Raw genomic sequence first — 22,048 nt, 5'->3', positions numbered from 1 at the left:
AGGGACGGTGGGCGCTCAGATGCGGGCGGCCTGGATCGGGGAGACCAGGATCGCCCTGGCCCCGACCTCGTAGAGGGCGTCCATCACCTTGTTGGTGTCGGCCTTCGGGACCATGGCGCGCACGGCCCAGGCGTTGCCGCGGCCCAGCGGGGAGATCGTGGGCCCCTCCATGCCGGGGGTGATCTGGGTGGCGGCCTCGACGAGCTCCTCGGCGACGTCGTAGTCCATCATCACGTACCGCCGGGCCACCAGCACCCCCTGCAGGCGACGGCGCAGCACGGCGAGCCCCTCCGGCTCCTCGGCCGCCCGGCGGCTGCGGATCAGCAGCGCCTCGGAGGTCATGATGGGGTCGCCGAAGACCTGGAGGCCGGCCGCGCGCAGGGTGTTGCCGGTCTCCACGACGTCGGCGATCGCGTCGGCCACGCCGAGGCGGATGGAGGACTCCACGGCGCCGTCGAGCCGGACCACGTCCGCCTCCACGCCCCGCCCGGACAGGTAGTCGCGCAGCAGGCCGTCGTAGCTCGTGGCCACCCGCCTGCCCTGCAGCTGCCCGATGCTCTCGAACTCGCCCGCGGGGCCCGCGAAGCGGAAGGTCGAGCGGGCGAAGTCCAGCGCGAGGTCCTCCTCCGCGTCGGCCCCGGAGTCCAGCAGCAGGTCCCGTCCCGTGATCCCGACGTCGAGGGTCCCGCCGCCGACGTAGACGGCGATGTCCCGCGGGCGCAGGTAGAAGAACTCGATCTGGTGCTCGGGGTCCACGAGCACGAGCTCCCGGGAGTCACGGCGCTGCCGGTAGCCGGCCTCCTTGAGCATCGTGACGGCGGACTCGGACAGGGCGCCCTTGTTGGGCACTGCGACACGCAGCATGGGGTTCCTTCTCGGCTTCTTCGGTGCTTGGGCGGGCGGGGTGCGGGCGCGGGGGCGCTCACAGGTGGGTGTAGACGTCCTCGAGGCTCAGGCCCTTGGCGACCATCATCACCTGCAGGTGGTAGAGCAGCTGCGAGATCTCCTCCGCGGCCTGCTCGGAGGTCTCGTACTCGCACGCCATCCACACCTCGGCGGCTTCCTCGACGATCTTCTTGCCGATGCCGTGCACTCCGGTGTCGAGCTCCCGGACCGTGCCGGAGCCCTCCGGGCGGGTTCCGGCTTTGTGGCTGATCTCGGCGAAGAGGGACTCGAAGGTTTTCACGACTACCAGGGTAATGGGTCCGGGGACCGGTCCCGACCGCCCCCGCGTCCCGGCCGGGCCGGAGCACGGGGGCGGATCCGGCTCAGACGCCCAGCGAGCGGAGCAGCAGGGCGGTCTGCACCGCTGCGGCCGTCGCCTCGTACCCCTTGTCCTCCTGGGAGCCCTCCAGTCCCGCCCGGTCCCGCCCCTGCTGCTCCGTGTCGCACGTGAGGACGCCGAAGCCCACGGGCACCCCGGTGCGCACGGTGACGTCCGTGAGCCCCTGCGTCGCGGCCGAGCACACGTAGTCGAAGTGGGGGGTTCCGCCCCGGACCACGACGCCCAGGGCGACGACCGCGTCCGCGCCCGGGGCCAGGCGCGCCGCGGCGACGGGCAGCTCGAAGCTGCCGGGCACCCGCACCACGCGGGCCCCGGCCACACCGGCGTCGGCGAGGGCACGGCGGGCGCCGTCGAGCAGCCCGTCCATGATCTCGGTGTGCCAGCTCGAGGCGACGACGACGACGCGCAGGCCGGCCGCGTCGGTGCCGCCGAGGTCGATGTCGGGTGCTCCGTGTCCGCTCATGGGATGAGGTCTCCTGTGCTGTCGGTCCGGCCGACGGGCGCCGCCGGCCCGCTCGGGTGGCCGGCGGGGTCGTCCACGTGCCGCAGCAGGTGGCGCATGCGGTCGCGCTTGGTCGCGAGGTAGTCGTGGTTCTCGGGGCGGGCGGGGACCTCGTTGGGCACCATGTCGATGACCTCGATGCCCAGCTCGGCCAGGTGCTCGGCCTTGGCGGGGTTGTTGCTGAGCAGCCGGATCCGGGTCAGTTCCAGCCGGTGCAGGATCGCCGCCGCGGCGGTGTAGTCCCGGGCGTCCGCGGGCAGCCCGAGCAGCTCGTTGGCCTCCACCGTGTCCGCGCCCGCGTCCTGGAGCTTGTAGGCGCGCAGCTTGTTCACCAGGCCGATGCCGCGGCCCTCGTGGTTGCGCAGGTAGAGCAGGGTCCCGCCGTCGTCGGCGATGCGCCGCAGGGCCAGGTGCAGCTGCGGGCCGCAGTCGCAGCGGTAGGAGCCGAAGACGTCGCCGGTCAGGCACTCGGAGTGCAGCCGCACGAGCGGGGGCTGCCCCACGGGCACGCGGTCGGAGGCCGGGGCGGTCAGACTCAGGTGCTCGGTCATCGCCTCCCCGGGCCGCTGCGGCAGCTGCCAGCCGATCACCTCGAAGCGGCCCTCGGGGGTGGGCACGACCACGGGCTCGGAGCTCACCATCGGTGCGTCGGGCGTCATCGGCGTCCCTCCTGCAGCTGCTCGGCGAGGTCCTCGATGCTCACGAGGGGCATCGCGTGCCGGTCGGCGAAGGCCCGCAGCGCGGGGAGGCGCATCATCGGCCCCTCGTCGTGGACGAGCTCCGCGATGACGGCCACGGGCTCCAGGCCCGCGAGCGCGCACAGCTCGACGGCGGCCTCCGTGTGCCCGCGGCGGGCCGCGACGCCGCCGTCGGCGGCGCGCAGCGGCAGCATGTGCCCGGGCCGGGTGATGTCGGCGGCCCCGGCCGAGGGGTCGGCGAGCACGCGGGCGGTGACCGCGCGGTCGGCGGCGCTGATGCCGGTGGTGACCCCGTGGCGGGCGTCGCACGTGACGGTGTAGGCGGTGCCCTTCGAGTCCTCGTTGACGTCGACCATGGGGGGCAGGCGCATGGCGTCGGCCCGTGCCCCGGTCATGGGCACGCACACGACCCCGGAGCTGTGCCGGACGGTGAAGCCCATGAGCTCCGGGGTGGCGTGCTGGGCGGCGAAGACGAGGTCCCCCTCGTTCTCGCGGTCGGCGTCGTCGACGACCACGACGGGGCGCCCCTGCGCGAGGGCCTCGACGGCCCGGTCGACCGGGTCGAGGCGGACGTCCCCGGTGTCCGCGGGACCCGTTCCCTCGTGGGTGCTGCTGCGCATCATGCTCCTTCTCCTGTCGCGGGACCCGCGGCGGGTCCCTGCGGTGTGCTCTCCGTCCGGGCGAAGGCCAGCAGCCGCTGGGCGTACTTCGCCAGGACGTCGGCCTCGAGGTTGACGGCCGAGCCCACGGGGCGGCGACCGAGCGTGGTCTCGGCCAGGGTGGCCGGGATGAGCCCCACCTCGAACCAGGGCTCCGCGGCGCCGGGCTCGCTGACGGCGGTCACGGTCAGGGACACGCCGTCGACCGCGATCGAGCCCTTCTCCGCGACGAAGGGGGCGAGCTCCGCGGGCACGGCCACGCGCACCCGTTCCCAGTCCCCCAGGTCCTCGCGGGCCGCGACGGTGCCGGTGCCGTCGACATGGCCCTGGACCACGTGCCCGTCGAGCCGTCCGCCGGCCGGCACGCAGCGCTCCAGGTTCACGACGTCCCCCTCCGCCAGCGTGCCGAGGGTGGTGCGGGCCAGGGTCTCGCCGATCACGTCGGCGAGGAACTGGCCGGGTCCGAGCTCCCCGGTGCGGGTGGCCGTCAGGCACACCCCGTTGACGGCCAGGGAGCCGCCGTGCGGGAGGTCGGCCACGAGCGGGCCGGCGTCGACGAGCAGCAGCGCGCCGTCCGGGCGGGTCTCCAGCCGGCGCACGGTGCCCTGGCCGGCGACGATTCCTGTGAACATGTTCTCCTGGTCCTCTGTCCTGTGGTGGGTCGTGTGGTCGGTCCTGTGGTGGGTCGTCCGCGCGGGCGCGCCGGACGGGTCCGGGGGCCCGTTCAGCGCTCCGGCTCGGGCCGCAGGTGGACCCACAGGTCGGGGCCCAGCTGCCGCACCGGTCCGTCCCCCGTGGGGTCCAGGCGCCAGCGGGCGGCCTCCGCGAGGGTGCCGACCCCCAGGTCGGCGAACGCGGGCCGCCCCGCGCCGAGCAGCAGCGGCGCCTGGTAGAGGTGGATCTCGTCCACGAGCCCGGCGCGCAGGAAGCCCGCGGCGACCGTGGCCCCGCCCTCGACGAGCACGTGGCGCACGCCGGCGTCGTAGAGCTCCGCCAGGGCGGAGTGGGGGTCGTGCGTCGTGACGTGCCGGAACCGGCCGTCGGTCCCGCGCATCGCCGCCCGCGCGGGCACGGGGCGCAGGCCCATGGCCACGCGCAGGGGCTGCCGGGGGACCGCTCCCCCGTCCCCCGTGCGGGCCGTGAGCCGGGGGTCGTCCGCCAGGACGGTGCCCGTGCCCACGAGCACCGCGTCGGCGAGGGCACGGACGTCGTGGCCGTGCTCCCGGGCGGACGACGACGTGATCCACCGGCTGGTCCCGTCCGCGGCCGCGATCCGGGCGTCGAGGGTCTGGGCGACCTTGAGGGAGACGAACGGGCGCTGCGCGCGCATGGTCTCGCCCCAGCGGTCGTTGAGGAGCTCCGTCTCCCGGGCGAGCACCCCGCCGCGCACCTGGAGGCCGGCGGCACGCATGGTCGCGGCGCCCCCCGCGGCGGCGGCGGTGCGGTCGGGCGCCCCGTAGACCACCCGCGGCACCCCGGCCTCGACGATGGCCTCGGCGCACGGGCCGGTGCGGCCCCAGTGGTTGCAGGGTTCCAGGGTGACGTACATCGTGGTCCCGTGCAGGTCCGTGCCCGCGGACGCGGCGCGCTCGAGGACGTCGACCTCGGCGTGGACGGTGCCGGCCCCGCGGTGGTGGCCGGCGTGCAGGACCCGGCCGGAGCCGTCGACGAGCACCGCGCCGACGAGAGGGTTGGCCCCGCGCGGTCCCCGCCCGGCCTCGTGCAGGGCGGTCCGCATGATCGACCGCTCGGCGTCGTCGCCGGGCCGGTGCTGCGGGTCCATCTCGTCGTCCTTTCCCGGGGCGGTTCCGGGGCGCAGGACAACGGTGCCGCAGCCGGGACCGTTCCGGTCCGGGCGTGCGCCGCGGGCGCGCCGCGGAGGCCGTTGAACGTGTTGCCTTCCATCCAGACTGTGACTGTCGGTACCGGAGTTCCACCGGTTCGGCCGGACGACCGTGCGGTGCGGGGCCCCGCACGGACGTGGTCGTCCGGTTCGCGGACTGTGACCGCCGGTTCGGACTTCCACCGACCCCGGAACACGTTGTTCGTGACCCGATTATGGCACAGGGCACGGCGTGCGTGGGCCCCGGCGGGGCCGGCGGACCGGTTCACGGCCCGCCGACGGCCCCGTCGCCGGGGGCGTGGGGCCCCGCTCGGGACACGCCCCGCGTCACGGCGGGTCGCCGCGGTCCCCGGTGCCGCTCAGGGCCGGCGGGTGCGGGCGGCCTCGCGCAGGGCCGTGATCGCCGCCTCCGGGTCGCCCGTGCCGTAGACGGCGGAGCCGGCCACGAAGGTGTCGGCCCCGGCCTCCGCGGCCCGCAGGATGGTGTGCTCCGTGATGCCCCCGTCGACCTGCAGGGCGACCCGGCCGCCGCCGGCGCGGATCGCCTCGGCGGCCCGGCGGATCTTGGGGAGGGTCACCTCGAGGAACGCCTGCCCGCCGAAGCCGGGCTCCACGGTCATGACCAGCAGCATGTCGAGCTCCGGGAGCAGGTCCAGGTAGGGCTCCACCGGGGTCCCGGGGCGCAGGGCCATCCCGGCCCGGGCGCCGTGGGCGCGCAGCTCCCGGGCCAGCTTGATCGGCGCCCGGGCGGCCTCGGCGTGGAACGTGACCGACTCGCAGCCGAGCTCGGCGTAGCCGACCGCCCAGCGGTCGGCGTCCTCGATCATCAGGTGCACGTCGAGCGGGACCGAGCTGACGGCCAGCACCCGTTCCACCACGGGCAGCCCGAGCGTGAGGTTCGGCACGAAGTGGTTGTCCATCACGTCCACGTGCACGGCGTCGGCGGTGGCGATCCGCTCCAGCTCGGCCTCGAGGTTGACGAAGTCGGCGGAGAGGATCGAGGGATGGATGCAGGTACGGGGCACGGAGTCTCCTGGAGTGGTGGTCGGCAAGGGTCAGCGCCTGCGCAGCAGGGCCAGGAACATGGCGTCCGTGCCGTGGACGTGCGGCCACAGCTGGACGGTCGCGGGGCCGCCCTCCCACGGGCGCGAGGGATCGCGGTCGCCCTCGAGGGCTCCGGGCAGCGCGGCCTCCCGGGCCGGGCCCAGGGCGTCGACGAGCTCGACGTCGTCGCGCTCGCCCAGCACGTCCTGGACGACGGCCAGCGTCTCGGCCGCGTGCGGGGAGCACGTGACGTAGCCGACCAGCCCGCCGGGGCGCACGACGTCCAGGGCGGCGCGCAGCAGCTCGCGCTGCAGCGGACCCAGTTCGGCCAGGTCCCGGGGACTGCGCCGCCAGCGGGACTCGGGTCGCCGCCGCAGGGCGCCCAGCCCCGTGCAGGGGGCGTCCACGAGGACGCGGTCGAAGCCGGCCTCCGCCGCGGGGCGGCCGCCCAGCAGCTCCCCCACGTCCCGGCCGTCCCCGGTCCGCACGGTCCACGCCGGCGCGGGGACGGGCCGCAGCGCCTGGCGGACGAGCTCGGCCCGGTGCGGGGCCACCTCGTTGGCGGTCAGGTGGGCGCCGCGCCGCGCGGCGAGCGCCCCGAGCAGTGCGGCCTTGCCGCCGGGCCCGGCGCACAGGTCGAGCCACCGCTCCCCGTCCCGGCCGCCGCCCCCGGCCGAGGCCAGGGCGAGCGCCACCAGCTGCGACCCGGCGTCCTGCACGCGCACCCCGCCCGAGCGCACCGACTCCAGCCGGTGCAGGTCTCCCCCGCTGCTGAGCGCCGAGCCGGGGACGACGTCCCCCGGCCGCGCGCCCCCCGCGAGGGCTTCGGCGAGGTCCCCGAGCCCGGGGAGGGCCACGAGGTTGACCACCGGCGGGGCGTTGTCCGCGGCCAGCAGGGCCTCGAGCTCCGCGGCGTCCCGCCCGTGGGCCACGAGCGCCTGGCGCAGCGCACGGACCTGCCAGGCGGGGTGGGCGTGCGCGAGCCCCAGGCGGGCGGCGTCGTCGGCCACGTCGGTGGTCAGCTCGGCGACCCACGCCGCCAGGTCGCGGGCGGCGACCTTGCGCAGGACGGCGTTGACGAGCCCGCCCGGGCCCGCCCCCACGACGGCGCGCACCAGGCCGACCGTCTGGTCGATCGCGGCGTGGTCGGGAACGCGCATGGCCAGCAGCTGGTGCACGCCCAGGCGCAGGGCGTCGAGGACCGGGCCGTCGAGGCCGCTGAGCGGGCGGTCGACGCAGCGGGCGAGCACCGCGTCCCACGTCCCCTGCCAGCGCAGCGCGCCGTAGGCGAGTTCGGTGGCGAAGCCGGCGTCCCTGCGGTCCAGGTGGTGGCCGCGGATCAGCCTCGGGAGGACGAGGTTGCCGTAGGCCCCCTCCTCGGAGACCGCGCGCAGGGTCTCGAACGCCGCGAGCCGGGCCGGGTCCGCCCGGCGCGTCCGGCGTCCGGGCGCGGCCGTCGAGAAGCTCCGCTCGGACTGCGCCCGCCGGTTGCGCTCGTGGCCCCTGGCGTTGCGCCGGTCACCGCCCGGACGTCGCTCACCGCCCGGTCGCCGGTCCGCTCCACCGCGTCGGTCGTTCACGCGAACACCACCTCGTCCTCCGCGCCCCGGCCCCGGGCCCAGGCGGCGGCGTCCATCGGTCGCTTGCCGGAGGGCTGCACCTCGGTCAGCTGCACGGCGTAGGACCCCGTGCCCACCAGCACCGCGCTCCCCCGGAGCACGCACTGCCCGGGGGCGAGGTCACGCTGGTCCGGGCGGGGCACGACGCGGTCGAGCTTGAAGCGCCGGCCCGCCAGCTCCGTCCACGCCCCGGGCTCGGGGGTCACCCCGCGCACCCGGTGCGCCACGGCCACGGCGGGGTCCGTCCAGCGGACCCGCCCGTCCTGGGCGCTCAGCTTGGGGGCATGGGTCACCTCGCCCTCCTGCGGGACGGGGCGGGCGGCGCCGTCGACGACGGCGCGCAGGGAGTCGCCCAGCAGCGGTGCCGCCGTGCGGGAGAGCCGCTCCAGAACGGTGCCGGCGGTGTCGTCCGGCCGGACCTCGTCGGTCATGCTCCCGACCACCGGCCCGGTGTCGAGGCCGGCCTCGAGCAGGAAGGTGGTCGCACCCACGAGCGTCTCCCCGGCCATCAGGGCGCGCTGGACGGGTGCCGCGCCGCGCCACCTCGGCAGCAGGGAGAAGTGCAGGTTGATCCAGCCGTGCGGGAGGGCGTCGAGGGCGGGCTGCGGGACCAGCGCCCCGTAGGCCACCACCGCGGCGATCTCGGCACCCAGGTCCCGGATCCGCTCGGTCAGCGGCCCGTCCACGCGGTTGGCCTTCAGCACGGGCAGGCCCCTCCGCTCCGCCTCCACGGCCACGGGCGAGGGCGTGAGCACCTTCCGGCGCCCCACCGGGGCGTCGGTGCGGGTGAGGACGGCGACGATCTCCACGTCGGGCCGTTCGGCGAGGTGGACGAGGGGCGGCACGGCGACGGACGGCGTGCCGGCGTAGAGGATCTTCACGTCTCTCCTGACGGGTGGGGGCGGGGGAACTCCCGGCTCAGGCGAGGCCCGGGCCGGAGGAGGCGCCGAACGAGGACCCGGCGCCGAAGGAGGAGCCCACGTGCGCGGCGCGCTGCCCCGCCACGTCGCTGACCACCCCGTTGTAGTCGGCGGCGCGGATCGCCCGCATCGCCTCCCTCCTGGCCTCGCCGGCGAGGCGGTCCACGAAGAGCCGACCGTCCAGGTGGTCGGTCTCGTGCTGGAGGCACCGCGCCAGCAGCCCCGTGCCCTCGACGACGACGGGGCTTCCGTCCTGGGACACGCCGGTGATGCGGGCCCACGCGCTGCGCGGCGTCCCGAAGCCCAGCCCGGGGACCGACAGGCAGCCCTCCCCGCCCTCCTGCGGCTCGTCACCGACCTCCAGGACCGGGTTGACCACGTGACCCTGCTCGCCCTCGACCGCCCAGGTGAACACGCGCAGGCTCACGCCGACCTGGGGCGCGGCCAGCCCGACGCCGCCGACGTCCAGCATCGTCTCGTGCATGTCCTCGACGAGGCGGCGCAGGGCGTCGTCGAACACCGTGACCTCTTCCGCGCGGGTGCGCAGGACGGGATCGCCGATGGTGCGGATGGGCAGGATGGGCATGGAAGGACCTCGCTCTCGACCCGCCAAGTCTACGGGCCGCCTCCGGTGCGGGGCACGCCGGCGCCTACGGCCGCTCGCGCGGCGGGGGCGGGGGCACGGGGCGCAGCGCCGGGCCCGCCGCCGCCAGGGCCGTCTCCTGGGTCCACAGCCGGTGCAGGGCGCAGAAGCGGTACCAGTGCTGCTCGAGCACGGCCGGCACGGCCTGCACGGGGACCACCTCGGTCTCCCCCACGGCGACGCCCAGCAGCAGGTCGGCGCCGCCGTGGGCCCACGGCTCCCAGGTGCCGGCCTCGGCGTCCACGAGCGACTCCTCCGCCTTGAGCCCGGCCACGAGCTGGGTGACGACCTTCGGGTCGAGGGACTTGACGCGGCCGTCCCGGTCCGTGCCCTTGGTCTTGTAGTCGATCAGGCAGACCCGGCCGGCGATCCGGGCCACGAGGTCGAGCGTGCCCGCGTAGCCCACCGTCGAGTTCCACACCGTCACCTCGACGGCCAGCGGCTCCGGCTCGTAGAGGTCCCACCACTCGTCGAACCGGGACGCGAAGCGCTCCTCGCCGTGCTCGGCCAGGGTGGCCCGCGCGTCCGCCGCCCGGTGCGGGCGGCCCATCGCGCGCAGGGCGATCTGCTCGGCGTAGGTGTGCACCCGGTCGCCGCGGGCGGCGGCCTCGTCCCGGTGCCGCTCCGCGGCCCGGGCCGCGTCGCGCACCACGGCCCGCAGCTGGGCCGGCGAGCCGAGCGCCGTGCGCAGCCGGTCGTCGCCCACGGCGGCCTGGGCCGCCGTGTAGCCGTACCAGCCCCCCAGGTCGGTCGCGGCCCCCGACAGGACCGTGGTGATGGACGGAACGGTCGCCTGCTCCGAGGTCGACCTCGCGTACATCCGTCCGTACTCGGTCTGCTCCGCCAGCCTGGGCTGTGTCACGCGTTCCGCCGCCTCTCCGCTCCGGGTCCGGGCCCGCCGCCCGGAGACCTGTCCCGCACGCTACCGGTCCGCTCGGACAGCGGGCGCCGCGGGCACGACGAAGGCCCCGGCTCGCAGGAGCCGGGGCCTTCTGGATGGTGCGCGATACTGGGATCGAACCAGTGACCTCTTCCGTGTCAGGGAAGCGCGCTACCGCTGCGCCAATCGCGCTCGACGCCGGCCTCCGGGGAGGTCGGCGCAGCGTGGTGGTAGGGCACCGAGGTGGAGACGGGATTCGAACCCGCGTAGACGGCTTTGCAGGCCGCTGCCTAACCACTCGGCCACCCCACCGGGACCTCGTCCTTGCGGACAGGGCCGTTGGTCACGGCATGGTTCATGCCGATCACTGCGAGCGGACGACGGGAGTCGAACCCGCGACATCCACCATGGCAAGGTGGTGCTCTACCAGCTGAGCTACGTCCGCATGTCGGCCGACCGACCTCTCGATCGCCCGGTTCGGAACTCTATCACAGGCCCTGTCCCGGTGTTCCCACCGGTGCCGGGCGTGCGGCAGTCGACGCGTTCCGCTACCCGGTCGGCGCCGTGGCCCGTCCGTGCGCCGGAACCCGTCGGTGTTCCTGACAGATGAAGACTCTACGGAAGGATGCCGGAATCGCCAAATCACCGCCGGGACCCGGCGCGCACCGAGTTCCGGGGCGCATCCCGGGCCGCCCCCCGGCCCCTCGCCGGGGCGGATTGGCCCCCGGCCGGGATGTGCGTTATGGTTTTCGAGCAGTGAGCGCGATTGGCGCAGTGGTAGCGCGCTTCGTTCACACCGAAGAGGTCACTGGTTCGAACCCAGTATCGCGCACGTGCACCGACGAGGGCCCCGGCTGATCCAGCCGGGGCCCTCGTCGTTGTCCCCGGAGCCCCCCGGCGTCGGCCAGTACTGTGGAGGCATGTCGATCTCAGGGGTCTCGGAGAGCATGCAGAACTACCTGAAGGTGGTGTGGGGGCTGCAGGAGTGGTCCGACGACCCCGTCACCGCCTCGGTGATCGCCCGGCGCACGGGCGTGCGGCTGTCCACCGTCTCCGACGCGATCCGCAAGCTCACCGAACAGGGCATGGTCGAGCACGCGCCCTACGGGAAGATCTCCCTCACCGAGCTCGGCCGGGCCCACGCCGTCGCCGTGGTCCGCCGCCACCGGCTCATCGAGGCCTTCCTGGTGGACGCCCTCAAGTACCGGTGGGACGAGGTCCACGACGAGGCCGAGGTGCTCGAGCACGCCGTCTCCGACCTCATGGTCGAGCGGATGGACGAGTTCCTGGGCCACCCCCGCCGCGACCCGCACGGCGATCCCATCCCCGCCCCGGACGGATCCGTGGAGCACCCGGACGCCGTGCGACTGACCGGGGTGCGCCCCGGCACCCGGGCGCGGGTGGAGCGGATCTCGGACCTCGACCCCGCACGGCTGCAGTACTTCGCCGACCACGGCGTCGTGGTCGACGCGCACCTGGAGATCCTGGAGTCCGGGCCCTACGCGGAGGCCGTGGTGCTGCGCGTGGCGGGCCGGGAGGCGACGCTCACGCTCGGGGCGGCGACCACGGACGCCGTCTGGGTGTCCCGCGCCTGACCCGGCCCGCCCTCAGGTCCCCGCGCGGGCCCGCCGGAGCGCGGACAGACGCGCCCCGAGCAGGCCGTGCCGCGGCCCGAGCAGGTACACGAGCGCGAACACGGTCCCCTGCGCCAGGACCACCGTGGCGCCCGAGGCGACGTCCAGGTAGTAGCTCAGGTAGAGGCCCAGCACCGCACAGGCCGTCGAGACGGCCGGGGCGACGAGGAGCATGCGCCCGAAGCGGTCCGTGAGCAGCCGGGCCGTGGCGCCGGGGATGATCAGCATCGCCACGACGAGGATCACGCCGACCGCCTGGAGGGCGACCACGGCGGTGAGCGCCAGCAGGCCCAGGAGGGCCGCGCCGAGCAGCCGGGGGCTCAGACCCACCGCGTGGGCGTGCGTGGGGTCGAAGGCGTAGAGCGTGAAGTCCCGGCGCTTGACGACGAGGGCCGCGAGGACGACCGCGCCCAGGACGGCGATCTGGACGAGGTCCCCGGGGGCGACGCCGAGCAGGTTGCCGAAGACGATGTGGTTGAGGTCGGTGTCGCTGGGCGTGACCGAGATCAGCACCAGGCCCAGGGCGAAGAGGGTCGAGAAGACGATGCCCATCGCGGCGTCCTCCTTGACCCTGCTGGTGTCCCGGACCGCGCCGATCATCGCCACGGCGAGCAGCCCGAAGACGACGGCGCCGACCGCGAAGGGCACGCCCAGCACGTAGGCCAGCACCACCCCGGGCAGCACGGCGTGCGAGACGGCGTCGCCCATCAGCGACCAGCCGATGAGCACGAGCCAGCAGGAGAGGACCGCGCAGACCACGGCGGCGACCACGGCGGTCGCGAGCGCCCGGAGCATGAAGCCGTAGCCGAAGGGTTCGGCGAGGATCTCCCAGAGGGTCACGAGTGGACCGCCTTCCGGTCCAGGACGTCCACGCCGAAGGCGAGGGCCAGGGTCTCGGGGCGCAGGACCACCTCGGGGGAGCCGTGGGCGAGAACCGTCCGGCGGAGCAGGACGGCCTCGTCGACCAGGCGCGGTAGCGCGGCCAGGTCGTGGGTGGAGACGAGGACCGTGGTGCCGTCCGCCGCGAGCCGGCGCAGCAGCGCGGTGATGGTCGCCTCGGACCGCTTGTCCACGCCGGCGAAGGGCTCGTCCAGCAGCAGCACCCGGGCGGCCTGGGCGATGCCCCGGGCCACGAAGACCCGCTTCTTCTGGCCGCCGGAGAGCCGCCCGATCTGGCGGTCGGCGAGGTCGGTCAGCTCCACCTGCTCGAGGGCGTGCTCGACCGCCTCCCGGTCCGCCCGCCGCGGGCGGCGGGTCAGGCCCATGTGCCCGTAGCGCCCGGTCATCACGACGTCGCGCACGGACAGGGGGAAGTCCCAGTCGACGGCCTCGTGCTGCGGGACGTAGCCGACCAGCCCGGCCGAGCGAGCCTGTGCGGGGGTCCGGCCGCCGATGCTGACCCGTCCCCTCTCGGTGGCGACGAGTCCCATGACGGTGCGGAACAGCGTGGACTTGCCCGATCCGTTCATGCCCACGAGACCGCAGACCCGGCCGGTCGCGAGCGAGAGGTCCACGTCCTCGAGCGCGAGCACGTCGCCGTAGCGCACCGTGACCCCCTCGACGAGCACCGCGGGCACGCTCATCGACCCTCCCCCGTGAGTGCCTCGACGACGGTCCGGGTGTCGTGGCGGATCAGGTCGAGGTAGGTGGGGACGGGGCCGTCCGGCTCCGAGAGCGAGTCGACGTAGAGCGTTCCGCCGAACGCGGCGCCGGTGGCCGAGACCACCTGCTGGGCCGGGGCGTCGGAGACCGTCGACTCGCAGAACACGGCGGGCACGTCGTGGCGCTCCACGAACTCGATGACCTGCGCGATCTGCTGCGGGGTGGCCTGCTGCTCGGCATTGACGGCCCAGATGTACTTCTCGGTCAGGCCGGCGTCACGGGCGAGGTAGGAGAAAGCGCCCTCGCACGTCACGAGCGCCCGCTGCCGCTCGGGGAGCGCGCCCAGCCCCGCGACGAGCTCGTCCTGGACGTCCTGGAGCTCGGCCTTGTACGCCTCGCCGTTGGCCTCGTAGTCCGCCGCGTGGGCGGGGTCCAGCTCGCTGAAGGCCTCGACCATGTTGTCCACGTAGGTCTGCACGTTCAGTGGGGACATCCAGGCGTGCGGGTTCGGCGCCCCGGCGTAGGCGTCCTCGGCGATCGGGATGGGCTCCACCCCCTCGCTGACGACCACGTGCGGGGCCTCGACGTCCGTCATGAACCGCGCGAACCAGGCCTCGAGGTTCATCCCGTTGTCGAGGACCAGGTCCGCGTCACCGGCCCGGCGGATGTCCCCCGGCGTCGGCTCGTAGCCGTGGATCTCGGCCCCCGTCTTCGTGATCGACTCCACCCGCAGGTGGTCGCCGGCGACGTTGCCCGCGATGTCGGCGAGGACGGTGAAGGTGGTCAGGACCACGGGCCGGTCGTCGGCTGCGGTCTCGGCGCCACCGCCGGAGCAGCCGGCCGTCGTCAGCACGAGAGCCAGTGCCGCGGCCGGCACCCTCCACCGTCCCCGGCGTCGTCCGGTACCCATCGCGTGCGCTCCCCTCCTCGGCGGTCCCCGGTGCCGGCGACCGGCGCGGAACGACCGCCCGGCGCCCGGCCACAGCGGGGTCTGGTCATCGAAGTCTAATGTTCGACGCGTCGAACATTCAAGAGCGGCGCGAGGCCCCGCGCCGGACGGAAGGCCGCGGCGGCGGACGGACCACGGGGGCTCGGGAGGGGCCGGACGCCGGATCGGGCCCGGTGCTCAGCGGACCCGGCGCTCGGCGGGCCCGGTGCTCAGACCGCGGAGACGTCCCCGAGGATGCCCTCGCGGGCGAGCGCGGTGAGGCGCGAGACGGCGCGGTAGTACTTCTTCTGGTACCCGCCGGTCATCATCTCCGGGGTGAAGACCTCGTCGAAGGCCTTGCCCGAGGCGATGATCGGCAGGTTCTTGTCGTAGAGCCGGTCGGCGAGGACCACGAAGCGCAGCGCCACCGCCTGCTGCTCGATCGTGCGCACGTCGCGCCACACCACGGCGTCGAGGCCCTCGATGAGCTTGCGGTAGCGGGACGGGTGCACTCCCGCGAGGTGCTCCACGAGCCGGTCGAAGTCGTCGACGGCCACGACCTGCCCGTCGAACCGCTCGGCCACGGCCCGCTCCAGCTCGTCCTCGGCCAGCGGCGCCGGCGCCTGCGGCAGGCCCCGGTGGCGGAAGTCCTCCCCGTCGATGCGCAGCACCTCGAACTGGTCGGCGAGCACCTGGATCTCCCGCTGGAAGTCCTGGGCGGCGAAGCGGCCCTCGCCCAGGGAACCGGGCAGCGTGTTGGACGTGGCGGCGATCCGCACCCCGGCGTCGGCGAGCTCGCGCATCAGCCGCGACATGAGGACCGTGTCGCCCGGATCGTCGAGCTCGAACTCGTCGATGCCCACGAGCCGGTAGTCGCTCAGCGCGTCGACCGCCTTCCGGAACCCGAGGGCCCCGACGAGGTTGGTGTACTCGACGAACGTGCCGAAGGCCTTGGGCCCGGGCACGGCGTGCCACAGGGAGGCGAGCAGGTGAGTCTTGCCCACGCCGAAGCCGCCGTCGAGGTAGATGCCCGTCCGCACGTCCTGGCCGCGGGACCCGCCGCCGAAGAGCCGGGCCAGGAACCCCCCGCCGGAACCCGTCCGGGACACCGAGTCCGCGAAGGCCCGCAGCTCGCGGACGGCCTCGGACTGCGAGGGCTGCTGCGGGTCGGGGCGGTAGGTGTCGAAGGAGACCTCCCCGAAGCGCTCCGACGGGCGGAAGGCCGCCAGCAGTTCATCCGCCGACACGCTCGGGCGCCGATCGGTGAGGTGTTCGGTCTGGATGCTCACGGGGAGACCTCTCTGTCCGCCGCGCCCGGCGGCTCGCTGGTTCGCTGCGCCGGAGGGCGCACGCGCGTGCTCCGGTGATTTTACCGGCTGCCCCGCGGGGGCCGGCGTGCGCCCGCCGCGAAATCCCGGCCACGACGGGGCCCCCGCGGTGCCCGGAGGGAGCGGAGTCCGTCCCGGAGCACTACGCTGGACAGCGAACCCGCCCCGCGAGGGGCCGCACCGCAGGAGCCGACCGGAAGGAGTTCCCATGGGCGTTGCCGTGGAGGACAACGAAGAATTCGCGCAGTACGCGCACCCCGAGCGACTGGTCTCGACACAGTGGGTCGCCGAGCACCTGGAGGATCCGGGCGTCGTCGTCGTCGAGTCGGACGAGGACGTCCTGCTGTACGAGACCGGTCACGTGCCCGGCGCCGTGAAGATCGACTGGCACACGGACCTCAACCGTCCCGACACCCGCGACTACGTCGACGGCGAGGGCTTCGCGGAGCTGATGTCCCGCAAGGGCATCGGCCGCGACACCACGGTCGTGCTCTACGGCGACAAGTCGAACTGGTGGGCCGCCTACGCCCTGTGGGTCTTCGAGCTGTTCGGCCACCCCGACGTGCGCCTCATGAACGGGGGCCGCGACAAGTGGGTCGCCGAGGGCCGGGAGCTGTCCACCGCGAGGGTCGAGCGCGAGCGGGCCGACTACCCGGTCGTCGAGCGCGACGACTCGGGGGCCCGGGCCTACCAGCAGGACGTCCTGGGCCACTTCGGCAAGCCCTTGATCGACGTGCGCTCGCTGCCCGAGTACACGGGCGAGCGCACGCACATGCCCGAGTACCCGCAGGAGGGGACCCTGCGCGGGGGCCACATCCCCACCGCCGCCTCCGTGCCGTGGGCACGGGCCGCCGCCGAGGACGCCCGGTTCAAGTCGCGCGAGGAGCTCGAGGCCATCTACCGGGAGGAGGTGGGTCTCTCCGACGACGACGACATCATCGCCTACTGCCGCATCGGCGAGCGCTCCAGCCACACGTGGTTCGTGCTGAAGTACCTGCTCGGCTTCGAGCAGGTCCGCAACTACGACGGGTCCTGGACCGAGTGGGGCAACTCCGTGCGCGTGCCCATCGTCCTGGGCGAGGAGCGGGGCGAGGCCCCCGGGTCAGGCCGATGAGCGGAAGCCTTCCGGCCCAGCTCGAGGAGCTCGTGGAGGACTTCACGGCGGTGCCCGAGGAGGACAAGCTGCAGCTGCTGCTCGAGTTCTCCCGCTCCCTGCCCGCCCTGCCCGAACGGCTGGGCGCGCACCCGGAGGAGCTCGAGCAGGTCGTCGAGTGCCAGTCCCCGCTGTTCCTGGCCGTGGAGTGGGACGAGGGCGCCGAACCGGGTCCGGAGACGCCCGTGCGGCTGTTCTTCTCCGCCCCCGCGGAGGCGCCCACCACCCGCGGGTTCGCGTCGATCCTGCACGAGGGCCTCGACGGGCTCCCGGCCCGCCGCGTGCTCGAGGTCCCGGACGACCTCCCGGAGCGGTTCGGGCTGACCCAGCTGGTCTCCCCGCTGCGGATGCGCGGCATGTCCGCGATGCTGGCCCGCATCAAGCGCCGCGTCCGCGAGCTCCAGGGCGCCTGACCGGCCGGAGAGCCATGGGCAGGACCTCCCGCCGACCCACGGCCGCCGTCGCGCTCCTCGTCCCCGGCGGCGGCCGCGGACCGGACGTGGAGCCGGTTCCCGCGGACCTCCTGCGGCTCACCGGCGGACGGACGGCGGCGCTGCGGGGCTGAGCCGGCTCATCCGCCGAGGGCGCCGAGGCCGCCGGCCGCCCGGGCATCCTCGGCCAGGCGCCGCGGCAGCCAGCGCCGCACGGCCTCCTCCCAGCGGTGCGGGTCCACGTTCCACTCCTTCGTGTGCCGGGCCCGGGTGAACGGCACGAACTCCACGAGCGGGTTGAGCTCCGCGAGCCGGCGGGAGCCGGCCGCCGGCACGAACTCGTCGTCCAGCGAGTGCAGCACGAGGGCGGGCGTGCGCAGGTGGTCCGCCCGCGAGAGCCAGTCGAGGGCCTTCAGATCCACCGGGGCGGCGAGTCCCGTGAGGACCCGGCCCGCGCGGTGGGAGATGAGGTTCGTGGCCAGCCGCCCGATCGCCGCGGGGATGCCCCGGCTGCGGGAGTGGTGGGCGATCAGCTCGAACCAGTCCACGACCGGTCCGGTGAGCACCAGGGCCGCGACGTCGTCGCGGTAGAAGGACAGGTCCGCCGTCTGCAGGGCGATGGCCCCGCCCATCGACCAGCCGAAGAGCACGATCTGCGTGGCACCGCGCGACTTGGCGTAGCTGATCGCGGTCTGCACGTCCTTCCACTCGGTGAAGCCCAGGCCATAGCGGAAGTCGTGGGTGGGCGGCGCCTCGCGGTCGTTCCGGTAGGAGATGAGCAGCGACGTCAGCCCCAGCTCCCGGGCCACCGGGACGGCCCGGACCGTCTCCATGCGGTTGGCGCCGCGGCCGTGCACCATGATCGCCCACGGCCCCGGGAGCACCCGCGGGCGCTCGCCCGCCGGTGTCGGCGGGCCCTGCGCGGGCACGACCCAGCACGGGGCGGGGCCGACCTCGATGGGGATCACCACGTCCTCGAAGGGCAGTCCGGCGGCGCCCGGGTCCGGGTACACCGAACCGGACCAGAACCCGCGGGTGGCCCGCGACAGCTCCCCGGAGTAGACCTCCTCGACCACCCGGGTCACGGTGCCCTCGCCCGGAGACCAGGAGCGGATCGCCCCGATCCGGGCGTGGCCCCGCCCGGCGTCGAAGCGCAGGCTGTAGGTGCCGGCGACGGTCGTGTCGACGGTCGCCGGCAGCTTCACGAGGGTCGCGGCGGACGCGTCGCCCTCCGCGCCCGCGCGGACGATCCCCAGGATCGGCAGGTCCTCGGAGCGGTACCGGGGCGGCACCACGACCTGGCGCGCGAAGTAGGCGGCCGCCGCGCTGGAGAGCCCGAAGGACAGCGACGCCGCGCCCACGGAGGCCGCGGCCCCCACGACGGCCCCGCGCGCCCACTGGTTCGCGGGCGTGGCCGGGGACGCGGAACCGGCACGGGGCGGCGGGAGGCGTCGGGGCATGAGCCCAGTCTTCCACGGGCCCCCGGCACGACACGGGCATAAGCGGGCGGCACGCGTCGTTGTCCCTGCCGGGTGGCCCGCCGCTGCGCGGCCCGCCCCGACGCCGACGGACCACGGAGGACGACACCATGAGCGAGAACACCAGCCCCAGCGACCGGACCGACCCCACCGCACGGACGGAGGAGGACTGGCGCTCGATCCTCTCCCCCGAGGAGTACCACGTGCTCCGCGAGGCCGGGACGGAGCGGCCCTTCACGGGCGAGTACTGGGACACGTCCACCGAGGGCGTCTACGAGTGCCGGGCCTGCGGCGCCGAGCTGTTCCGCTCCGAGGCCAAGTTCGACGCCCACTGCGGGTGGCCCTCCTTCTACGCGCCGCTGGCCGAGGACCGCGTGAAGTACATCAAGGACACGGCGCTGGGCATGGAGCGCGTGGAGGTCCGCTGCGCCGCCTGCGACTCCCACATGGGCCACGTCTTCGGCGGGGAGGGCTATCCCACGCCGACGGACCTGCGGTACTGCATCAACTCGGTCTCCGTCCGGCTCGTGCCGGCCCGGTGAGCGCCGGCCGGCGGTGACGGGACTCACCTCGTGGCGCTCCTGCGGCGTGGCACCGCCGGCCGGCCGGCCACGACGACCTACCCTTCCAGTGTGAGCGCCGTGAACGACCCGTCGGGGGTCTCCCAGGTCTTCCGGGACGCCCTGGGCAACCTCCGCCGCACGCGGCAGGGTGTCGAGCTCGCGCAGATCTCCGCGCCCACGCACCTGGCGCCCTTCGCCGCCGCGGTCCGCGCCGACGTCGTGGGCACCGCCGCACACCGGCGCGCCCCGGGCCTGTCGGCCCGCGCCGTGGCCCGTCCGCTCCTGGCGGGCCGCGGCGTCCCCGGCGGGCCCGGCACCACGGACGAACTGGCCACGGGGCGGTTCGTGCTCCTGCACGACCCCGCGGAGCCGCCCGCGTGGGGCGGCGCGTTCCGCGTCGTCACCTGGGCGAGGTCTGCCGTGGGCCGCGGGATCACCCGCGACGAGCTCGCGGGCGCGGTCGCGTGGACCTGGCTGCTCGAGGCGCTGGACCGTCACCGGGCCGGATACTCTCGGGAGGGCGGCACGGTGTCCCGCGTCCTCACGGACGGGTTCGGGATCCTGGGGGACCAGGAGCACGGTGCCGACCTCGAGCTCAGGGCGTCGTGGACGCCCGACGGGCCCGACGTCGAACCGCACCTCGCCGCCTGGGCGGACACCGTCGGCTCCTTCGCCGGCCTGCCGCCGTACCCGCACGGCGTGACCGTGCTGCATCCCCGCCGCTGACCCCGACCGCGCCCCACCGGGGCCGAGACAGAATCGAAGACGCTCCTTGACCAGCCCAGCCGACCGCCGATCCGCGACAGACGCCCCCTCGACACCCGTGGTCGCCGGGTTCGAGGCCTACGAGATCCCCGACACCGTCCACCTCGCCGCCCCGTTCGACGGCATCCCGCCCGTGGTCAGCACGGTCGCGGGTCTGGAGCGGGCCGCGGCCGCGGTCGCCGCCGGCACCGGGCCGGCGGCGATCGACACCGAGCGGGCGTCGGGCTTCCGCTACGGCCAGCGGGCCTTCCTGGTGCAGCTGCGCCGCGAGGGCGTGGGCACCGTGCTGATCGACCCCGAGGCCACAGGCTCGCTCGCCGTGCTCGGGGAGGCGCTCTCGGGCGTCGAGTGGGTCCTGCACGCCGCGACCCAGGATCTGCCGTCCCTCCGCGCGCTGGACATGCATCCCGACGCCCTGTTCGACACGGAGCTCGGCGGGCGCATCGCCGGACTGCGGCGCGTCGGGCTGGCCGCCGAGACCGAGGAGCTGCTGGGCTACACGCTCGCCAAGGAGCACTCGGCCGTGGACTGGTCGAAGCGGCCCCTGCCCCAGTCCTGGCTGAACTACGCGGCCCTGGACGTCGAGATGCTCATCCAGCTGCGCTGGGCGATGGAGGACCTGCTGCGCGAGCAGAACAAGCTCGAGTGGGCGCTGCAGGAGTTCGAGGCCGTGCGCACCGCGCCGCCCGCCCCGCCGCGCAAGGACCCCTGGCGGAAGACCTCGGGCATCAACAAGGTCAAGGGCCGGCGCCAGCTCACCGCGCTGAGCCTCCTGTGGGAGGAGCGCGAGCGGCTCGCCCAGCACAAGGACCTGTCCCCCGGCCGGCTGCTGCCGGACGCCGCCATCGTCGCAGCGGCCACGGCGATGCCGCGCACCGTTCCCCAGCTGCTCGAGACGCCGGGGTTCCACGGACGGCTCGCCGCCCGCGAGGCGCCCCGGTGGCTGCGGGCGGTCGCCGAGGCCCGCACCGCCACGGAGCTCGTGCCCTTCACGGTGAAGTCCGAGGCACTGCCGCCCGTGAAGGCGTGGGAGGTCAAACGGCCCGAGGCCGCCGCCCGACTGAAGGCCCTCAAGCCGCTCGTCGCCGAGCTCGCGGAGCAGCACGGGCTGCCCACGGAGAACCTCCTCACCCCGGAACACCTGCGGCGCTTCTGCTGGCAACCACCCAAGAGCACGTCGGACCAGGCTGTGGCCGACCGTCTGCGGGACCTCGGCGCGCGGCCGTGGCAGGTGGAGCTCACCGCCCCCGTGCTCGCCGAGGCCTGGCGTGAGCTGCGGGCCCGCAAGCGGGCCGCGCGCCAGGCCGGGCACGAAACGCCGGCCGAGGACGAGGGCACGCCCGCGGCCTGAGCCGGGCCCCGCCGCGCCAACCCCGACGCACCCCACCGGCCGCGATCCTCCCCGGGGACGACGGGCCCCGAGGACGACAGGCCCCGTCGAGCACAGGCCCCGTCGAGGACAGGCCACGGGGACGACGACGGCGGGCCCCGGCCGTCGACCGGGACCCGCCGTCCGGGCGGAGTGCGGCGCCGCTGCGGGGCGCCGCCCGCGCTCAGTGCTCGCCGGGCGCGGGCTTGGGCTCGGCGGGGTCCATGGGGGTCTCCGGGGTGACCGGCTCGGCGTTCTGCAGGTCCGCGTAGCCGGTGGACGCCGGCTCCGAGGAGCCCTGCCCCTGCCGGGAGCTCCCCTGCGTGCCGGAGACCTTGCCCTTGACGGCCGAGGACGTCTCGGACGCCTTCGTGCCCACCGTGTCGGCCGCCCGCTTGGCGCTGTCGGCCAGCTTCCCGCCGACGACCGGGACCTCAGCCTTGACCCAGTCCGTGCCCTCGGAGACCTTCTCCTGCACCTTCGGGTCCTGCCAGGTCTTCAGGGCGTTCTGCTTCAGGGCGTCGTAGCTCTTGCGGCCCGAGGCCGAGCCGACGACGAAGCCGACGCCGAATCCCACTGCGAAGGAGAGTCTCTTGAGCATGGTGGTGTCCTTCCGTCCGTCCCGGCCGAGCGGCCGGGACCGGGGCTGCGGTGCACGGCACGCCCCGTTGGCTGATGTTGTCGTCATCCTACTGATGAAGTGC

25 protein-coding genes, 4 tRNA genes and 1 riboswitch are annotated in these 22,048 nt (G+C 74.7%); of the genes, 8 read left to right on the top strand and 21 right to left on the bottom strand.

Features of this window, described 5'->3' with window-relative positions; translation table 11 throughout:
* Positions 1-15: 15 nt before the first annotated feature.
* The 15 genes from hisG to ACH9EU_RS09850 all read right to left on the bottom strand — a co-directional run bounded on the left by hisG (position 16) and on the right by ACH9EU_RS09850 (position 10,538).
* Entirely contained in the window at positions 16-864 is an 849-nt protein-coding gene (gene hisG, locus ACH9EU_RS09920; protein ID WP_396413767.1) for an ATP phosphoribosyltransferase, read from the bottom strand.
* 58 nt (positions 865-922) lie between these two features.
* Positions 923-1,186 (bottom strand): phosphoribosyl-ATP diphosphatase, encoded by a 264-nt coding sequence (locus tag ACH9EU_RS09915; RefSeq protein ID WP_396413766.1) that lies wholly within the window; start codon positions 1,184-1,186, stop codon positions 923-925.
* Between the two features lie 82 nt (positions 1,187-1,268).
* Positions 1,269-1,748: a 6,7-dimethyl-8-ribityllumazine synthase gene (ribH, locus tag ACH9EU_RS09910; protein ID WP_396413765.1), complete on the bottom strand. Its 480-nt coding sequence runs from the start codon at positions 1,746-1,748 to the stop codon at positions 1,269-1,271.
* Positions 1,745-2,446 carry a GTP cyclohydrolase II RibA gene (locus tag ACH9EU_RS09905; RefSeq protein ID WP_396413764.1) on the bottom strand — a complete coding sequence of 234 codons (702 nt, stop codon included), beginning with the start codon at positions 2,444-2,446 and terminating at the stop codon, positions 1,745-1,747. Before ACH9EU_RS09905 ends, ribH begins: the two co-directional genes overlap by 4 nt.
* On the bottom strand, positions 2,443-3,108 hold the full coding sequence (ribB, locus tag ACH9EU_RS09900; RefSeq protein ID WP_396413763.1) for a 3,4-dihydroxy-2-butanone-4-phosphate synthase: 666 nt from the start codon (positions 3,106-3,108) through the stop codon (positions 2,443-2,445). The genes ACH9EU_RS09905 and ribB overlap by 4 nt, the downstream gene beginning before the upstream one ends.
* Positions 3,105-3,776, bottom strand: a complete 672-nt coding sequence (locus ACH9EU_RS09895; protein WP_396413762.1) for a riboflavin synthase — start codon at positions 3,774-3,776, stop codon at positions 3,105-3,107. The genes ribB and ACH9EU_RS09895 overlap by 4 nt, the downstream gene beginning before the upstream one ends.
* A gap of 92 nt (positions 3,777-3,868) precedes the next feature.
* The gene (ribD, locus tag ACH9EU_RS09890) at positions 3,869-4,927 is read right to left on the bottom strand and encodes a bifunctional diaminohydroxyphosphoribosylaminopyrimidine deaminase/5-amino-6-(5-phosphoribosylamino)uracil reductase RibD (RefSeq protein ID WP_396413761.1); all 1,059 of its coding nucleotides are present in this window, start codon (positions 4,925-4,927) and stop codon (positions 3,869-3,871) included.
* A 104-nt stretch (positions 4,928-5,031) separates the two neighbouring features.
* A riboswitch (FMN riboswitch) is annotated at positions 5,032-5,188 on the bottom strand.
* 158 nt (positions 5,189-5,346) lie between these two features.
* Complete coding sequence (gene rpe, locus ACH9EU_RS09885; RefSeq protein ID WP_396413760.1) at positions 5,347-6,012, bottom strand: ribulose-phosphate 3-epimerase; 666 nt, start codon at positions 6,010-6,012, stop codon at positions 5,347-5,349.
* A gap of 30 nt (positions 6,013-6,042) precedes the next feature.
* Positions 6,043-7,611, bottom strand: coding sequence for an RsmB/NOP family class I SAM-dependent RNA methyltransferase (locus ACH9EU_RS09880; RefSeq protein ID WP_396413759.1), 1,569 nt, complete (start codon positions 7,609-7,611; stop codon positions 6,043-6,045).
* Positions 7,608-8,531: a methionyl-tRNA formyltransferase gene (fmt, locus tag ACH9EU_RS09875; protein WP_396413758.1), complete on the bottom strand. Its 924-nt coding sequence runs from the start codon at positions 8,529-8,531 to the stop codon at positions 7,608-7,610. The genes ACH9EU_RS09880 and fmt overlap by 4 nt, the downstream gene beginning before the upstream one ends.
* Before the next feature lie 37 nt (positions 8,532-8,568).
* Positions 8,569-9,156: a peptide deformylase gene (gene def / locus ACH9EU_RS09870; RefSeq protein ID WP_396413757.1), complete on the bottom strand. Its 588-nt coding sequence runs from the start codon at positions 9,154-9,156 to the stop codon at positions 8,569-8,571.
* A 64-nt stretch (positions 9,157-9,220) separates the two neighbouring features.
* Positions 9,221-10,075 carry a cytochrome gene (locus ACH9EU_RS09865; RefSeq protein WP_396413756.1) on the bottom strand — a complete coding sequence of 285 codons (855 nt, stop codon included), beginning with the start codon at positions 10,073-10,075 and terminating at the stop codon, positions 9,221-9,223.
* Positions 10,076-10,210: 135 nt separating this feature from the next.
* Positions 10,211-10,285 (bottom strand) — tRNA-Val (locus ACH9EU_RS09860).
* 49 nt (positions 10,286-10,334) lie between these two features.
* Positions 10,335-10,405 (bottom strand) — tRNA-Cys (locus tag ACH9EU_RS09855).
* Between the two features lie 60 nt (positions 10,406-10,465).
* Positions 10,466-10,538, bottom strand: a tRNA-Gly gene (locus tag ACH9EU_RS09850).
* 315 nt (positions 10,539-10,853) lie between these two features.
* Between ACH9EU_RS09850 and ACH9EU_RS09845 the strand changes: the two genes are divergently transcribed.
* Both ACH9EU_RS09845 and ACH9EU_RS09840 read left to right on the top strand, forming a co-directional pair.
* Positions 10,854-10,925 (top strand) — tRNA-Val (locus tag ACH9EU_RS09845).
* Positions 10,926-11,013: 88 nt separating this feature from the next.
* Positions 11,014-11,688, top strand: a complete 675-nt coding sequence (locus tag ACH9EU_RS09840) for an iron dependent repressor, metal binding and dimerization domain protein (protein ID WP_396413755.1) — start codon at positions 11,014-11,016, stop codon at positions 11,686-11,688.
* Between the two features lie 12 nt (positions 11,689-11,700).
* On the opposite strand, the gene ACH9EU_RS09835 is transcribed toward ACH9EU_RS09840, so the two are convergent.
* The 4 genes from ACH9EU_RS09835 to zapE form a co-directional block, all read right to left on the bottom strand.
* Entirely contained in the window at positions 11,701-12,522 is an 822-nt protein-coding gene (locus ACH9EU_RS09835; protein WP_396413818.1) for a metal ABC transporter permease, read from the bottom strand.
* Between the two features lie 41 nt (positions 12,523-12,563).
* Complete coding sequence (locus ACH9EU_RS09830) at positions 12,564-13,310, bottom strand: ATP-binding cassette domain-containing protein (protein ID WP_396413754.1); 747 nt, start codon at positions 13,308-13,310, stop codon at positions 12,564-12,566.
* A complete protein-coding gene (locus ACH9EU_RS09825) occupies positions 13,307-14,239 on the bottom strand; it encodes a metal ABC transporter solute-binding protein, Zn/Mn family (protein ID WP_396413753.1) in 933 nt (310 codons plus the stop codon). The genes ACH9EU_RS09830 and ACH9EU_RS09825 overlap by 4 nt, the downstream gene beginning before the upstream one ends.
* A 248-nt stretch (positions 14,240-14,487) precedes the next feature.
* The gene (gene zapE, locus ACH9EU_RS09820; protein ID WP_396413752.1) at positions 14,488-15,546 is read right to left on the bottom strand and encodes a cell division protein ZapE; all 1,059 of its coding nucleotides are present in this window, start codon (positions 15,544-15,546) and stop codon (positions 14,488-14,490) included.
* A 247-nt stretch (positions 15,547-15,793) separates the two neighbouring features.
* On the opposite strand from zapE, the gene ACH9EU_RS09815 reads away from it, so the two are divergent.
* The 3 genes from ACH9EU_RS09815 to ACH9EU_RS09805 are packed head-to-tail and all read left to right on the top strand — an operon-like array spanning position 15,794 to position 17,303.
* Positions 15,794-16,699: a rhodanese-like domain-containing protein gene (locus tag ACH9EU_RS09815; protein ID WP_396413751.1), complete on the top strand. Its 906-nt coding sequence runs from the start codon at positions 15,794-15,796 to the stop codon at positions 16,697-16,699.
* Complete coding sequence (locus ACH9EU_RS09810) at positions 16,696-17,151, top strand: SufE family protein (protein WP_396413750.1); 456 nt, start codon at positions 16,696-16,698, stop codon at positions 17,149-17,151. The genes ACH9EU_RS09815 and ACH9EU_RS09810 overlap by 4 nt, the downstream gene beginning before the upstream one ends.
* 14 nt (positions 17,152-17,165) lie before the next feature.
* Positions 17,166-17,303, top strand: coding sequence for a hypothetical protein (locus ACH9EU_RS09805; protein ID WP_396413749.1), 138 nt, complete (start codon positions 17,166-17,168; stop codon positions 17,301-17,303).
* Between the two features lie 6 nt (positions 17,304-17,309).
* Here the strand turns inward: ACH9EU_RS09805 and ACH9EU_RS09800 are convergent, their stop codons facing one another.
* Positions 17,310-18,629, bottom strand: coding sequence for a serine aminopeptidase domain-containing protein (locus ACH9EU_RS09800; RefSeq protein WP_396413748.1), 1,320 nt, complete (start codon positions 18,627-18,629; stop codon positions 17,310-17,312).
* A 128-nt stretch (positions 18,630-18,757) separates the two neighbouring features.
* On the opposite strand from ACH9EU_RS09800, the gene msrB reads away from it, so the two are divergent.
* The 3 genes from msrB to ACH9EU_RS09785 all read left to right on the top strand — a co-directional run bounded on the left by msrB (position 18,758) and on the right by ACH9EU_RS09785 (position 21,326).
* The gene (gene msrB, locus ACH9EU_RS09795; protein WP_396413747.1) at positions 18,758-19,189 is read left to right on the top strand and encodes a peptide-methionine (R)-S-oxide reductase MsrB; all 432 of its coding nucleotides are present in this window, start codon (positions 18,758-18,760) and stop codon (positions 19,187-19,189) included.
* 90 nt (positions 19,190-19,279) lie between these two features.
* The gene (locus ACH9EU_RS09790) at positions 19,280-19,936 is read left to right on the top strand and encodes a DUF3000 family protein (protein WP_396413746.1); all 657 of its coding nucleotides are present in this window, start codon (positions 19,280-19,282) and stop codon (positions 19,934-19,936) included.
* A gap of 46 nt (positions 19,937-19,982) precedes the next feature.
* Complete coding sequence (locus ACH9EU_RS09785) at positions 19,983-21,326, top strand: HRDC domain-containing protein (protein ID WP_396413745.1); 1,344 nt, start codon at positions 19,983-19,985, stop codon at positions 21,324-21,326.
* A gap of 202 nt (positions 21,327-21,528) precedes the next feature.
* Here ACH9EU_RS09785 and ACH9EU_RS09780 read toward each other — a convergent pair whose 3' ends face one another.
* The gene (locus ACH9EU_RS09780; RefSeq protein WP_396413744.1) at positions 21,529-21,945 is read right to left on the bottom strand and encodes a hypothetical protein; all 417 of its coding nucleotides are present in this window, start codon (positions 21,943-21,945) and stop codon (positions 21,529-21,531) included.
* Between the last annotated feature and the right edge of the window lie 103 nt (positions 21,946-22,048).

This window comes from Kocuria rhizosphaerae (assembly GCF_044462265.1).
Lineage (GTDB): Bacteria > Actinomycetota > Actinomycetes > Actinomycetales > Micrococcaceae > Kocuria > Kocuria rhizosphaerae.
This window is presented reverse-complemented; position numbering and strand designations above follow the sequence as displayed.